Origin of the sequence: Sphingomonas sp. Root710 (assembly GCF_001429065.1) — a bacterium.
GTDB lineage: Bacteria > Pseudomonadota > Alphaproteobacteria > Sphingomonadales > Sphingomonadaceae > Rhizorhabdus.
The window spans coordinates 80,515-94,592 of the sequence record NZ_LMIB01000017.1 but is presented as its reverse complement, the minus strand read 5'-3'; the positions used below and the strand labels follow the sequence as shown (position 1 = coordinate 94,592).

Genomic DNA, 14,078 nt, shown 5'->3' with positions numbered 1-14,078 from the left:
CGCTGACCGGCGGCGCGGCGACGTGTTGTCGCTGGAGGAAGCCGGGCTTATGGCGAGCGAGGGCATGTGGCCCAAGCCGGAAGGATGGGGACGATGAGCGGTCGCGTCGCAGGCAAGAAGGCGCTGGTCACCGGCGCGGCACAGGGGCTGGGCGCGGCGACCGCCCGGCTGATGGCGCGCGAAGGCGCGCAGCTGCTGCTGACCGATCTCAACCAGAGCGGCGTGGAATCGGTCGCGGCCGAGATCAACGCCACGCATGGCGCGGGTACCGCCTGGGCGATGCGCCACGACGTGACGAGCGAAGCCGATTGGATCGCGATGATCGATCATGCCCGCGAGATGATGGGCGGCCTGTCGGTGCTGGTGAACAACGCCGGGATCGCGATCACCGGATCGGTCGAGGATCTGAGCCTCGACGAATGGCGGCGCGGCATGGCGGTCAATGGCGAAAGCGTTTTCCTCGGCTGCAAGCACGCGCTGCCGCTGCTGCGGGAGAACCAGCCGGGATCGATCGTCAACCTTTCGTCGATCGCGGGGCTGATCGCCGCGCACAACATGGCGAACTACAACGCGTCGAAGGCGGCGGTGTGGCTGCTCAGCAAGTCGGTCGCGCTCCACTGCGCGCGCAGCGGCTGGGACATCAGGTGCAATTCGCTGCATCCTACCTTCATCCACACGCCGATCCTCGACGAGATCATCGGCGATCGCGACGAGGCGGTCGTCCTGGGCAAACTCGCCCGGCAGATCCCGCTCGGGCGCGTCGGCGAACCCGACGATGTCGCCTATGCCGTGCTCTACCTCGCATCGGACGAGAGCCGCTTCATGACCGGCGCCGAAGTGAAGCTGGACGGCGGCATCTCCGCCATGTGACGACGCCGCGGAAGGAGAAACCGGTGGCCAAGCAGCCCGATACGCCGCCAGAGACCGGCGTCCGCGAGACGATCGTGCGGGACATCGTGCGCGGCCTGTATGATGGCCGCTACGAACCCGGCCAGCGACTGCCCGAAGCCGAACTGACCAGCACCTACGCCGTCAGCCGCGGGCCGGTGCGCGAGGCGCTGAACGTGCTGGCCGCGCGCAACATCGTCGAGCTGACCCCGCAGCGCGGCGCGCAGGTCCGCGTGCTGCCGATCGGCGAGGCGATCGACACATTGGTCGTCGCGCAGAACCTGATCGGCCTGGCGGCGCGCCTCGCCGCGTCGAACGGAGATCCGGCCGGGCGGGTGCGGCTGGAGGCCGCGCTGGCGAAATTGTCGGCCTTCAATCCCGACGCAGACAGCGCGGAATATGCCATCGCGCGTGACGGCTTCTACGGCGCGCTGACCGCGCTCGCCGCAAATGTCCAGCTCAACCGGATCCTGCCCACGGTTCACATCCACCTGATCCGCGTCCAGTTCCGCCCGGTGCTGCGTACCACCGACGCGAGCCGCCACCGCGACTATCAGCGGATCGCCGAGGCGGTGCTCGCTGCGCGCCCGCGCGAGGCCGAGACCGCCGCCCGCGCGCACATCGAGCGGGCGATCGAGAAGCTGCGAGCCTTTCGCGGCGGCTGATCGCGCGCGGTCATTCCACCGCCCTGTGGCCAAGCGGTACGCCATCGTTCATAGCGATGGCGATGACTGAGCGCAGGGCCCGCACCGACACCTCCGACAAGGCCGCACGGCCCGCCGCCCGTTTCGAACGGAAGCGCCAGACGATCCTCGACGCCGCGACCGTGCTGATCAACCGCAACGGGGTAAAGGGCCTGACCTTCGTCGAAGTGGGCGAGATGGTGGGTCTGAGCACCACCAGCATCACCTATTATTTCCGGCTGAAGGAGCAGCTCGCCTCGGCCGCCTTCGAACAGACGTTGGGGCGGATCGAGGCGATAGTCCGCGAAGCGGGTGCCGCGCCAACCCCCGTCGAGCGCGTGTCGCGCTATCTCGAACTCTATATCGACGCACATCGCCGCATTTGCCGGCGTGAGGAACGGCCATTCGCCGACCTGTCGGACATCCGCGCACTGGACAGCGACGTCCGCCAGGACGTGTCCGAGCATTACACCCGCATCTTCCGCCAGATCCGCGACTTCTTCGGTCCGATCCGGACCGAGGTCGAACGGACCCGCAACACGGCGCGCGCGCTTGTCCTCGCTGAGTGCGTCTACTGGTTCCCGCTGTGGCTGGGCAAATATGCTATCCAGGACTTCGACCGGATCGGGCAGCGGGTGCGCGACATCTTCCTATATGGCCTGGCGCCGGCGGGCGCACTGTGGAGACCCCGCCCGCTGGCGGTCGAGCGGCGCGACATCGACAGCGCCCGGGTCAATTTCCTGCGCACCGCGACGCGGCTGGTCAACGATCTGGGCTATCGCGGGGCGTCGGTCGAGCGGATCGTCGCGGAACTCAACGTCACCAAGGGCAGCTTCTACCATCATCTCGACGCGAAGGACGACCTGATCCTCGAATGCTTCCGCATCAGCCTCGACCGGATCCAGAACGCGCAGGCCGCCGCCGCCGCGCTCGACGGATCGCATGGCGAACGGCTGACCTCGATCCTCGCCGCGCTGCTCGAGATCCAGCTGATCGGTGACTGGCCGCTGCAACGGACCACCGCGCTCCGCACGCTGCCGCCGGAGGTCCGCGCCGATGTCGTCGCCCGGTCGGATCAGGTCGCGCTGCATTTCGCCGGGCTGATCGCCGACGGCATCGCCAATGGTTCGGTGCGCCCGGTCGACCCGGGCATCGCCGGACAGATGATCATGTCGAGCCTCAACGCCGCGTATGAACTCCATCGCCGCGCCACGGCGCTCGGCAATCCCGAACAGGCGGTCGCGCTCTACGCGTCGACCCTGTTTCATGGACTGTTCGACGATCAGCCCATCGATTGACCGCGTTACGCGTCCGTCGCCCGCAATGGCGGAGCAATGGCCATCGTCGCGTTCATCACGGGACGATGATCAGTCGCTGATCTTGCGAAGACCGCGGGCGAAGGACGCGGCCTTATCGCAATAAAGGTCAGCCGAAGCCTTGAGCCCGGCGATCGCCTCGGGCGACAATTCGCGCCTGGCCTGCGCCGGGGAGCCGACGATCAGCGTGCCGGGCGGAAAGACCTTGCCTTCGGTGACAAGCGCACCCGCCCCGACCAGGCAATCGTCGCCGATCACCGCGCCGTTGAGCACGGTTGCGCCCATACCGATCAAAACGCGGTTGCCGACCGTGCAGCCGTGCAGGATCGCGTGATGCCCGACGGTCACGTCGTCGCCGACGACCAGCGGGGCGTCGGGATCCGAATGGAGCATCGCCCCCTCCTGGACGTTGCTGCCCGCACCGACCAGGATCGGGGTGTTGTCCGCGCGGATGACCGCACCGAACCAGATGTTCGCCTTTGCGCCGAGCCGGACATCGCCGATCAGATCGGCCGAGGGCGCGACCCAGGCGGAGCCGTCTTCGGGAAGCGTCGGGCTTTTGCCGTCATATTCGTAGAGGGGCACGATCGTCTCCCGCGGTTCCGCCTTATCCCTGGGCCGATAGACCGGCAGCGGCGATCCCGGCAAGCGCGCAGATCTCGTCATTGTCCGATGTATCGCCGGTGACGCCGACCGCGCCGATGGCGAGCCCGTCCGCCCCCATAACGATCACCCCGCCCGCCGCAGGGATCACGCCATTCGCGGAGATAGGGCCGAGCGAAGCGACGAAGGTCGGCCGTTCCGCCGCCATGTCACCGATCTTGCGGCTCGACACACCGAGGGCGAGCGCGCCCGACGCCTTGGCAGTGGCGATGCCGGCCCGCAGGTTCGACGATCCGTCCTGCCGCTGGAAAGCGATGAGATGACCGCCGGCATCGAGCACCGCGACACTCAGCGGCTTGAGACCGAGGTCCGCGCCCTTGGCCAGTGCGGCAGCGATGACGGCGTTGGCCTGTTCGAGGGTGATACGGCTCATGATGCTCTCCGGTCGAGATCGTGTGTGGAAAAGGCGGCGGGGGCGGGTCCGCCGGTCGCCCAGTCGAGCAATTCGACGGTGTGGACGACGGGCAGGGCGCTGCGCATCCCGATCTGGGTGGCGCAGCCGATATTGCCCGTGGCGACGACATCCGCCCCGAGCCGTTCGATATTGGCGACCTTGCGGTCGCCGAGCTGTCCGGCGATTTCGGGCTGGAGGATGTTGTAGGTCCCCGCCGACCCGCAGCACAGATGCGCCTCGACGGGCGTGCGGACGACATAGCCGGCATGGGCGAGCAGCCGCTTGGGAGCCTCGGTCACCTTCTGGCCATGCTGCAGCGAGCAGGCCGCGTGATAGGCGACCGTGATGCCGCGCCCATCGCCCGCCGGAAGCTCGGCATCCTGCAGGAACTCGGTGATGTCCTTCGCCAGCGCCGAGACCCGGGCCGCCTTCTCCGCATAAGCGGGATCGTTGCGCAGCATGAAGCCATAATCCTTGATCGTCGTGCCGCAGCCCGACGCGGTGACGAGCACCGCGGCGAGGCCGCCATCGTCGATCAGCCGCTGCCAGGCGTCGACATTACGGCGGGCATTGGCGAGGCTGTCATGCTCGCGCCCCATATGGTGAACCAGCGCGCCGCAGCAGACCTCCCCCGGCGCGAAGATGACGTCATAGCCCGCACGGTTGAGCAGCCGGATCGCGGCGCTGCGAAACTCAGGCCGCAGCACCGGTTCGGCGCAGCCCTGGAGCAACGCGACCCGGCCCTTCGATCCGACGACCAGCGCATCGCGCTTCTCGCCACGCGGCGGTACGCTTTTCGGCGCGAGCGAGAGCATTGCGGCGAGTGGGCGCAATGGGGTGATCCGCCGCAACAACGGTTCGGCGGGCCGCGCCAGCCGGGCAAGGGTCAGCGCGACGCGGAAGCGGCGCGGATGGGGCAGGACGAACGCCAGCAGCGCCCGGATCAGCCGCTCGCGCACCGGGCGGCGATAGCGCTCCTGGATATAGGCGCGGGCATGATCGACCAGATGCATGTAGTTCACGCCCGAAGGGCAGGTCGTCATGCACGACAGGCAGGACAGGCAGCGGTCAACATGCTTGACGATCTCCGGCGTCGGCGCCCGCTCCTGCTCGAGCATGTCCTTGATCAGATAGATGCGGCCGCGCGGGCTATCGAGCTCGTCGCCCAACAGCACATAGGTCGGGCAGGTCGCGGTGCAGAAGCCGCAATGCACGCATTTGCGGATGACCGTTTCCGAGCTGGCCATCGCCGGATCGAGAAGCGCCTCGGCGGTGAACTCGGTCTTCATGCGCGATCTCCAAAGCGGCCGGTCTCGAACACGCCCATGGGATCGAAGGCGCGCCGGATGCGCGACTCCAGCGCGGCGACGCCGGGCGCGGCAGGGTGCTGCGCGGGAACGGTCTCGCGCAGCGGCGCGGGTGCGCGGACAAGAGTGGCATGCCCCCCGGCCCTTTCGGCGGCGGCGCGGACGAGCGCGGCATCGCCGTCGAAAGCGAGCCAGATCAGCCCGCCCGCCCAGTCGAACAACCAGGACGCCCCCTGCTGAGCGAGACCGCCGACCACCGCCGGCCCCTGGCTGGGCGCGACATTGACGCGCCACAGCGGCCGGTCCTGCCCGAGCGGGGCGAGCGTGCGCAATATATCCCACAAGGCGTCGGCCTCGTCGCCGCCAAGCGCTTCGACCGGGCCATGGCCCGCGAGCAGCGCGTCGAGCATTGCGCCCCGCGCGCGCACCGACGGTTCGAACCCTTCGACCCGGACCATGGTCAGCGCGACGCCGCCGTTCAGTTCAGCCGGGATATGGGCCGCCGCCGCGACCTCGGCCTGCGAGCCCATCGCCGCCGCCATCGCCGCGACCGCCTGACCGCCGTCGAGCCCGGCGACGGCGCGGGTAGCGGCGAAAGACGGACGCGGCAGCACCTTCAGGGTCAGCTCGGTCATCGCGAACAGCCGCCCCCAGCTTCCCGCCGCGAGCTTGGGCAGATCATAGCCGGTGACGTTCTTGACCACTTTCGCGCCTGCCAGCAGCGCCTCGCCCCGGCCCGAGACCGCCCGGAAGCCGAGCAGATGATCGCGCGGCGCGCCGGCGGACAGCCGACGCGATCCGGCAACGCCCGCCCCCACGACGCCGCCGATCGTCGCCTTGCCGGGCGGCTGACCGAATAGCGGGCCATGATCGAACGGATCAAAAGCGAGCCTCTGCCCCTCGGCGCGGACCAGCGCGTCGATATCGGCCAGCGGGGTGCCCGCGCCGACGGTCAAAACGAGTTCGGCGGGATCATAATCGATCACCCCGGCAAAGCCGGTCATGTCGAGCGGGGTCGCGTCGGGCGTCGGCCTGCCGGTCCCGGCCTTGCTGCCGCCGCCATGGATGGCAAGCGTGCGGCCGTCGCGCTGCGCGGAGAGGACCGCGTCGATCAGTTCTTCGGCCGAGGCCGGGCGGATGGAAACTGGCATGGTCATCAGAAGCGCGGCAGATCGGGGAAGGCGGTTTCGCCATGGTGGACGTGCATGCGGCCAAGCTCGGCACAGCGATGCAGCGTGGGGAAGACCTTGCCGGGGTTGAGCAGCAGCTTCGGATCGAAGGCGCATTTCAGCCGCTGCTGCTGCTTGAGGTCGGTATCCGAGAACATCTCGGGCATCAGGTCACGCTTCTCCACGCCGACGCCATGCTCACCGGTCAGCACGCCGCCGACCGCGACGCATTTTCGCAATATGTCATCGCCGAACGCCTCGGCACGGTCGAGCTGGCCGGGGATATTGGCGTCATACATGATCAGCGGGTGGAGATTGCCGTCACCCGCGTGGAACACATTGGCGACCCCCAGGCCATAACGCTCCGAAAGCTCGCGCATCGTTTCGAGCACCTCGGGCAGGCGGCGCCGCGGGATGGTGCCGTCCATGCAATAATAATCGGGCGACAGGCGGCCGACGGCGGGGAAAGCCGCCTTGCGCCCCGCCCAGAAACCCATGCGCTCGGCATCGTCCATCGATTGACGCAGCGTCGTCGATCCGTTGGCGCGGGCAATCTCGCTCACCTTGTCGATCAGATGGTCGCACTCCGCGCCGACCCCGTCGAGCTCGACGATCAGCAACGCCTCGACATCGAGCGGATAGCCGACCTGGACGAAGGCCTCGGCGGCGTGGATCGCGGGCTTGTCCATCATCTCCATGCCCGCCGGGATGATCCCGGCGGCGATCACGTCGGCAACACACTGTCCCGCGCCCTCGACGGTGGGAAAGCCGATCAGCATGGCGCGCGCGCCTTCGGGCCGGGGCAGGATGCGCACCGTCACCTCGGTGACGATACCGAGCAGGCCTTCGGAACCGACGACCACGCCGAGCAGATCGAGCCCGGCGGGATCGAGCTGACGCCCGCCGAGCCGGACAACCTCGCCATCCATCAGGACGATCTCGACGCCCAGCACATTATTGGTGGTCAGGCCATATTTCAGGCAATGCACCCCACCCGAATTCTCGGCGACATTGCCGCCGATCGAGCAGGCGATCTGGCTCGACGGATCGGGCGCATAATAAAAGCCGCGATCCTCGACCGCACGCGTGACAGCCAGATTGGTGACGCCAGGCTGGACCACCGCCAGCCGGTCGTCATAGTCGACATCGAGCACCCGGCTGAACTTCGCCATGCCGACCAGCACCGCGTCCGCCAGCGGGAGCGCGCCGCCCGACAGCGACGTGCCCGAACCGCGCGGCACGACCTTCACTCCCTCGGCATGGCACCAGGCGAGGATCGCCGAGACCTGCGCGGTCGTTTCGGGCAGGACGACGACCATCGGCGGCTGCCGGTAGGCGGTCAGCCCGTCGGACTCATAGGGGCGCAGCGCATCGGGATCGTCGATCACGCCCTCGCCGGGGACGATGGCGCGCAACGCCCGGACGATATCCGCGCGGCGCGCGAGGACGCCCGCGTCGGGCTCCGGCATGATGAGGGACATAGAGGGTTCCTGCGGTTTTTCGGTGAGACGCTTAAAGGTATGTAGCGCGTGAACGCAAGCATGCGATCCGGCAGGTCTGTTTTTCCGAGCACTGCTCCGTTTCAATTCGATCATATGGCGCAGAGATACTAAGATTGGCCTAGATTGTGCGAGCGCATCGCTATAACCGCTTGCACCAGAACGGCGGGACGGGAGGGCACCAATGGCAAAGGCAATAACCTGCATCGAGGATCTGCGGCAGCTCGCCGAGCGCCGCGTGCCCCGCATGTTCTACGATTACGCCGATTCCGGTTCGTGGACCGAGAGCACCTATCGCGCGAACAGCGGCGACTTCGCGGCGATCAAGCTGCGCCAGCGCGTCGCAGTCGACATGTCGGACCGCAGCCTCGCCAGCACGATGATCGGCCAGCCGGTCGCGATGCCGGTGGCGCTGGCCCCGGTCGGCTTGACCGGCATGCAGCACCCCGATGGAGAAATTCACGCGGCGCGCGCCGCCGCCAAGGCCGGCGTCCCCTTCACGCTCTCGACGATGAGCATCTGCTCGATCGAGGACGTCGCCCGGCACAGCGACGCGCCCTTCTGGTTCCAGCTCTATGTGATGCGCGACCGCGGCTTCATCGACCGGCTGATCGACCGCGCGAAGGCGGCGGAATGCTCGGCGCTGGTGCTGACGCTCGACCTCCAGATCCTCGGCCAGCGCCACAAGGACATCCGCAACGGGCTGAGCACCCCGCCCCGCCCGACGATCGCCAACCTGATCAACCTGGCCACCAAGCCGCGCTGGTGCTGGAACATGCTGCGCACCCCGCGCCGCGACTTCGGCAACATCACAGGCCATGTCGGCGGCGTGGGCGACATGCGCTCGCTGTCGTCGTGGGCCGCGAACCAGTTCGACCCCCGGCTGAGCTGGGACGATGTGAAATACATCCGTGACCGCTGGGGCGGGAAGCTGATCCTGAAGGGCGTGATGGACGCCGAGGACGCAGAGAGCGCCGCCGCGACCGGCGCCGACGCCCTCGTCGTGTCGAACCATGGTGGCCGCCAGCTCGACGGCGCGCCGTCGTCGATCGCCGCCCTGCCTGCCATCGCCGACGCCGTCGGGTCGAAGATCGAGCTGCTGATGGACAGTGGCATCCGTTCGGGCCAGGACGTCATCAAGGCGCTCGCGCTGGGCGCGAAGGGCGTGATGATCGGCCGCTCGTTCATCTATGGGCTCGGTGCGATGGGTGAGAAGGGAGTCTCGCTCTCGCTCGACATCATCCGCAAGGAACTCGACACCACTATGGCGCTGTGCGGGCTGCGCGACGTCCGCGACGTCGATGCGCGCATCCTCGTCGACCCGCCCCGCCCAAGCCGGACATGACCCGCGAGCCCGCCTCTCCGGCCGTCAGCCCAAGGCGCCCTTTTTTGTATCGCCCCGACCCAACAATCCTATCGTGACGCTCAGAAGACCCGCTTGGTCTCGGTGTGCTGAAGGCGCGGCTTGCCTGCGAAAAACTGGCCTACATTGCCGCGCCAAAGGGCGAAGTCGGGCGACTTCTGGAACATCTCCATATGGTGCGCCACCGATTCCCATTTGATCAGCAGCACGAAGATCAGCGGGTTTTCGACCTGATGGTGCAGTTCGAGACCGATATAGCCTGGCGCGCGCTCGAACAGCGGGCGCGATGCCTCGACCCCGGCGATGAACTGATCGGCAGTGCCTGGCAGGACTTCGATTTCGACGATTTCAGTGATCATATTCTTTCTTTCCCTAAGCCGCTCAGGGCTGTTCGAAATTGGTCATGAAGCCGGACGGTGGCTCGGTTCCCCCATCGCGTATAAATGTCGTCGGCCTCATGGTCATGCACTTCCCGGTCGCGATCTACGGGTAGGTACCCCATGTCCGTCGAATATTCGCCACGGCCGCCACGGCGCGGTACGCGATTGAAAACGGCACGCATCCGGAACTAACGTCTCCTTGGCGCGTCTGGCGCTGGTCGACAGGGCGCCGACCAAGGGGGATTATGAAGCGGGGCACCAAGCATAACGCGTTGATCGCGGCCATCGGGCTGTCGGTCATGGCCTGGCCAGGCGCCGCGCATGCGCAGAGTATCGAAGAACTGCGCGACATGTCGATCACCGATCTGGCCAATTTCGACGTGTCGTCAGTCACCAAGAGCGCCGGAACTTTGGGAGAGGCCCCGGCCGCCATCTATGTGATCACCCATGACGACATCGTCCGGTCGGGCAATATCACTCTGCCCGGCATGCTGCGCCTCGCACCCAATCTTCAGGTGATGCGCGGCGGCAATGGCGGGCTGATCGTCACCGCGCGCGGGCTGAGCGGCAATGCCGCGGCGCAGAGCTTTTCGAACAAGCTGTTGGTCCTGATCGACGGTCGCAGCGTCTATAGCCCGCTCTATTCGGGCGTTTACTGGGACATGCAGGACCTGCTGCCCGAGGACATCGACCGGATCGAGGTGATCAGCGGCCCCGGCGCGACGCTGTGGGGGGCCAACGCCGTCAACGGCGTGATCAACATCATCACCCGCCCGGCGGGCGCGACCCAGGGCATCTATGCGACCGCGGTCGCGGGCAACCGTACACGCGATCTAGGGCTGCGCTATGGCGGCCGGGTCGGCGACACGATCAACTATCGCCTCTACGCCAAGGGCCACCGCAACCGCGATACCGGCGACACCGTCAACAACGACAGCTGGCGGGTGCAAGGGGGTTTCCAGGTCGACTGGACCCCATCCGACACCGACCGGTTGATGGTGCAGGGCGACGCCTATCGGGGATCGCGCGGCCAGACCCTCGCGGCGCGCGAAGTGATCCACGGACGCGATCTTCTCGCGCGCTGGAATCGCGACGGAGCAGCATCGTCGCTGCAGGTCCAGGCCTATTATGACCGCACCGGGCGCAAGACCCGCGCGGGCGGGGGCAGATATGTGCTCGACACCGGTGATATCGACATCCAGCACAGCTTCGCGCTGGGCACCGCGCATAATATCGTCTGGGGCGGCGGCGCGCGGATCAACCGCTACGAGATCGATGGCCCGCCCAATTTCTTCTTCGTGCCGCCGAAACGCACGCTCTTCCTGGCCAATATCTTCGTCCAGGACAGCGTGGCGCTGACCCCGCAACTGACTGCGGTAGCGGGCCTCAAGCTGGAGAAGGACCCCTATTCCGGCGTTGCCGTGCTGCCGAGCGCGCGCCTGTCGTGGAAGCCCGACGCCAGCCTGCTACTCTGGGCGGCTGCGTCACGCGCGATCCGTTCCCCCACGCCGTTCGATCGCGACGTCGTCGAACGGGCAGGCGGCGCGGATTTCCTGATCGGGCCATCGACCTTTCGCTCCGAGAAGCTGACCGCCTATGAAGCCGGTACCCGGCTGATCGCCTCTTCGCAGGCTTCGTTGTCTATATCGGCCTTCTACAATGTCTATGACGACCTGCGCAGCATCGAGCCCGCCCCGGGCGGCTTCCTGCCCGTGCAATGGGGCAACGGCATAAAGGGCCACAGCTATGGTTTCGACAGCTGGGCCGATCTGCGCGTCACCGACTGGTGGCGGATCAAGCCGGGTTACAGCCTGCTGATCCAGCGCTTCCGCTTCAAGCCGAGCTCGGCCGGACTGCTCTTCATCGAGCAGGTCGGCAACGACCCCAAGCATCGTGTGACGCTGCGGTCTTCGATGGATATCGGCCCGCGCCTCAACCTCGACGCCGATCTGCGATACGTCAGCAGCCTTCCGAATCCGCGTGTTTCCGGCTATATCGAGCTCGGCGCGCGGGTCGGCTATTTGCTGAGCCAGCAAGCCGAGTTGTCGGTATCGGGTTTCAATCTGCTTCATAAAAGACACCTCGAACTGCCCGCGACAGAGGCGAGCCCGGTGCCCCGCAGCGTCTTCGTAGCGTTGAAGTGGCACCTCTGAAATCGGACCGCCTCTGGCGGCGATGGCTGCGCAGGACGGTGGCGCTGCTCGCAACGAGCGGGTTGGCCTTCGCCGCGCCCGCCGCCGCGCCCTTGCCGCTCGAACAGGCGATCAAGGCCAGTTACATCACCAAGTTCGCGCCCTTCGTCGATTGGCCCGTTACCGCCTTTGCGTCATCGGCCAGCCCGTTCATGATCTGCCTGACCGGCCGTGACGCCTATGGCGCGGTGCTGGAGGAAGTGGCGCGCGGGCAGAAGGTGCGCGGCCGGGCGATGCAGATCCGGCGGGTCGGCGACGCCGCACCACCGGGCGGATGCCATATCCTCGTCCTCGGCACGGCGCCGTCGGATACGATACTGGGCCAGGTCGCGGGCCAGCCCGTGCTGACCGTCGCCGACAAGGGTGCCGGCGTGGACGGCAGCATGATCCGCTTCGTGAGGCAGGCCGGGCGCGTGCGCTTCGAGATCGACAATGGCGCGGCGCGCGCGGCGCATCTGACGATCAGCTCGAAACTGCTCGGCCTGGCCGTGGCGGTAAACAAATGAAGACGATCCCCGCCATGTTCGATCGCCTCGCCCGGCGGCTGACGGTCAGCCCGCTCATCGCGCTGCTCGTGGCGCTGGCGCTGCTGATCGGCGCCTTCGCGCTGGCGATCCAGAACGATCGGCTGGGCAAGGCGGAAAAGCTGCGGCAGGCGAGCGTCCAGGCGCAGGTTCTGGCGAGCAGCCTTGCCGCGCCGCTCGCCTTCGACGACGAGAATGCGACGCGGGAATATCTCCGCGCGTTGCGCGCCGATGCCGCGATCCAGGCGGCGGCGGCCTATGACGAACGGGGCAAGTTCGTGGCCGGTTTCGCCCAGGCGGGCAATGCGGTGCCGCCCAACGGCCAGCTCACGGCCCCTGCCTTCCAGGGTCGCGACCTGATCGTCACCGCCGAGGTTGCCCAGGATGGCAGCCGGATCGGTATGGTCTATCTGCGTTCGTCGATCGAGTCCGGCCTGCGCCGGGCGATGCGCTATATCGGCATCGCCCTCATCATCGTCTTCGCCTCCTTCCTCGTCGGGCTGCTCGGCGCGGCCTATGCCTCGCTGCGCCGGGCGCATGAGCAGTTGCAGGCGGAGACGGCGAGTCGCGAAAAGGCTGAAGCCGCGCTGCGGCAGTCGCAGAAGATGGAGGCGATGGGGCAATTGACCGGCGGCGTCGCGCACGACTTCAACAATCTGCTAATGGTCGCCTCGGGCGGGCTCGAACTGCTCGAGCGCACCAGCGATCCGGCGCGGCGGGAGCGGCTGACCTCGGGCATTCGCCAGGCGGTCGACCGCGGCGCGAAACTGACGCAGCAGTTGCTCACCTTCGCCCGCCGCTCGCCGCTCAAGCCCGAGATCGTCGATCTTGCCGGCCGGATCCATGGCATGGACGAGTTGCTCAACCGTTCGCTGCGCGAGGACGTGAAGATCGCCTTCGACCTGGCCGACAACCTGTGGCCAATCGAGGTCGACCCGTCGCAGCTCGAGGTCGCCATCCTGAACATGGCGCTCAACGCCCGCGACGCGATGCCCGACGGCGGAACGATCCGGATCAGCGCGCGGAACCGGACGCTGGATGACGGCCGCGATTGCATCCTCTTGGAGATTGCCGATACCGGCACCGGGATCGCGCCGGACAAGCTCAACCAGATATTCGAACCCTTTTTCACCACCAAGGGCGTTGGCCAGGGAACGGGCTTGGGCCTGAGCCAGGTCTACGGCTTCGCGAAGGCGTCAGGCGGGGAGATCCAGGCGGAAAGCGAATTGGGCAAGGGGACGGTGATGCGCCTGCTGCTGCCGCGCACCACCAAAGCGATGTCTCAGCCGGAGAGTCGGCCCACGCGGCCCCAGGCACGCGCGGCTGCGCGGCGCAATGCCCTGCTGGTCGAGGACGATGACACGGTGGCAGCGATGGTGGGCACGATGCTCGACGATCTGGGTTTCGATCATAACCGGGTCGGGTCGGCCGATGCCGCGCTCAAACGGATGGAAAGCGGCGGCAAGGTCGATCTCGTGCTTTCGGACATGGTCATGCCAGGCGAGATGAGCGGTCTCGACCTCGTCCGCGTGATCGGCCGCAAATGGCCGGGCATCCCCGCGGTGCTGATGACCGGCTATAGCGATGCTGCTTCGGCGGCGAGTGCCGAAGGCGTCCGTCTGCTCCACAAGCCCTATCGGATCGATGCGCTCGCCGCCGAGATCGAAGCCGCCATCAAAGCGAATTGAGGCGGCCGGACC

At 67.2% G+C, this 14,078-nt stretch carries 13 protein-coding genes; 7 read left to right on the top strand and 6 right to left on the bottom strand.

Features of this window, described 5'->3' with window-relative positions; genetic code table 11:
• Positions 1-93 precede the first annotated feature (93 nt).
• The 3 genes from ASE00_RS19905 (at position 94) to ASE00_RS19895 (ending at position 2,869) form a co-directional block, all read left to right on the top strand.
• A complete protein-coding gene (locus ASE00_RS19905; protein WP_200957977.1) occupies positions 94-870 on the top strand; it encodes an SDR family oxidoreductase in 777 nt (258 codons plus the stop codon).
• A 23-nt stretch (positions 871-893) separates the two neighbouring features.
• A complete protein-coding gene (locus ASE00_RS19900; protein ID WP_162256508.1) occupies positions 894-1,553 on the top strand; it encodes a GntR family transcriptional regulator in 660 nt (219 codons plus the stop codon).
• A 62-nt stretch (positions 1,554-1,615) separates the two neighbouring features.
• On the top strand, positions 1,616-2,869 hold the full coding sequence (locus ASE00_RS19895) for a TetR/AcrR family transcriptional regulator (RefSeq protein WP_082594874.1): 1,254 nt from the start codon (positions 1,616-1,618) through the stop codon (positions 2,867-2,869).
• 69 nt (positions 2,870-2,938) lie between these two features.
• On the opposite strand, the gene ASE00_RS19890 is transcribed toward ASE00_RS19895, so the two are convergent.
• Genes ASE00_RS19890 through ASE00_RS19870 form a run of 5 tightly spaced genes read right to left on the bottom strand, consistent with a single transcriptional unit; the run spans position 2,939 to position 7,901 of the window.
• Positions 2,939-3,472 (bottom strand): gamma carbonic anhydrase family protein, encoded by a 534-nt coding sequence (locus ASE00_RS19890; RefSeq protein ID WP_056383622.1) that lies wholly within the window; start codon positions 3,470-3,472, stop codon positions 2,939-2,941.
• A 22-nt stretch (positions 3,473-3,494) separates the two neighbouring features.
• Positions 3,495-3,923, bottom strand: a complete 429-nt coding sequence (locus ASE00_RS19885) for a GlcG/HbpS family heme-binding protein (RefSeq protein ID WP_056383471.1) — start codon at positions 3,921-3,923, stop codon at positions 3,495-3,497.
• Positions 3,920-5,233 carry a glycolate oxidase subunit GlcF gene (glcF, locus tag ASE00_RS19880; RefSeq protein ID WP_056383470.1) on the bottom strand — a complete coding sequence of 438 codons (1,314 nt, stop codon included), beginning with the start codon at positions 5,231-5,233 and terminating at the stop codon, positions 3,920-3,922. Before glcF ends, ASE00_RS19885 begins: the two co-directional genes overlap by 4 nt.
• Positions 5,230-6,408, bottom strand: a complete 1,179-nt coding sequence (locus ASE00_RS19875) for an FAD-binding protein (RefSeq protein ID WP_235538763.1) — start codon at positions 6,406-6,408, stop codon at positions 5,230-5,232. Before ASE00_RS19875 ends, glcF begins: the two co-directional genes overlap by 4 nt.
• Positions 6,408-7,901, bottom strand: a complete 1,494-nt coding sequence (locus ASE00_RS19870) for an FAD-linked oxidase C-terminal domain-containing protein (protein ID WP_056383469.1) — start codon at positions 7,899-7,901, stop codon at positions 6,408-6,410. Before ASE00_RS19870 ends, ASE00_RS19875 begins: the two co-directional genes overlap by 1 nt.
• 202 nt (positions 7,902-8,103) lie before the next feature.
• On the opposite strand from ASE00_RS19870, the gene ASE00_RS19865 reads away from it, so the two are divergent.
• Complete coding sequence (locus ASE00_RS19865) at positions 8,104-9,264, top strand: alpha-hydroxy acid oxidase (protein ID WP_056383468.1); 1,161 nt, start codon at positions 8,104-8,106, stop codon at positions 9,262-9,264.
• Between the two features lie 80 nt (positions 9,265-9,344).
• On the opposite strand, the gene ASE00_RS19860 is transcribed toward ASE00_RS19865, so the two are convergent.
• Complete coding sequence (locus ASE00_RS19860; protein ID WP_056383467.1) at positions 9,345-9,641, bottom strand: antibiotic biosynthesis monooxygenase family protein; 297 nt, start codon at positions 9,639-9,641, stop codon at positions 9,345-9,347.
• Between the two features lie 266 nt (positions 9,642-9,907).
• Between ASE00_RS19860 and ASE00_RS19855 the strand changes: the two genes are divergently transcribed.
• Genes ASE00_RS19855 through ASE00_RS19845 form a run of 3 tightly spaced genes read left to right on the top strand, consistent with a single transcriptional unit; the run spans position 9,908 to position 14,066 of the window.
• Positions 9,908-11,815 carry a TonB-dependent receptor plug domain-containing protein gene (locus ASE00_RS19855; RefSeq protein WP_056383466.1) on the top strand — a complete coding sequence of 636 codons (1,908 nt, stop codon included), beginning with the start codon at positions 9,908-9,910 and terminating at the stop codon, positions 11,813-11,815.
• Positions 11,803-12,360 carry a YfiR family protein gene (locus ASE00_RS19850; protein ID WP_056383465.1) on the top strand — a complete coding sequence of 186 codons (558 nt, stop codon included), beginning with the start codon at positions 11,803-11,805 and terminating at the stop codon, positions 12,358-12,360. Before ASE00_RS19855 ends, ASE00_RS19850 begins: the two co-directional genes overlap by 13 nt.
• Positions 12,357-14,066: a hybrid sensor histidine kinase/response regulator gene (locus tag ASE00_RS19845; RefSeq protein WP_056383464.1), complete on the top strand. Its 1,710-nt coding sequence runs from the start codon at positions 12,357-12,359 to the stop codon at positions 14,064-14,066. Before ASE00_RS19850 ends, ASE00_RS19845 begins: the two co-directional genes overlap by 4 nt.
• Positions 14,067-14,078: the final 12 nt, after the last annotated feature.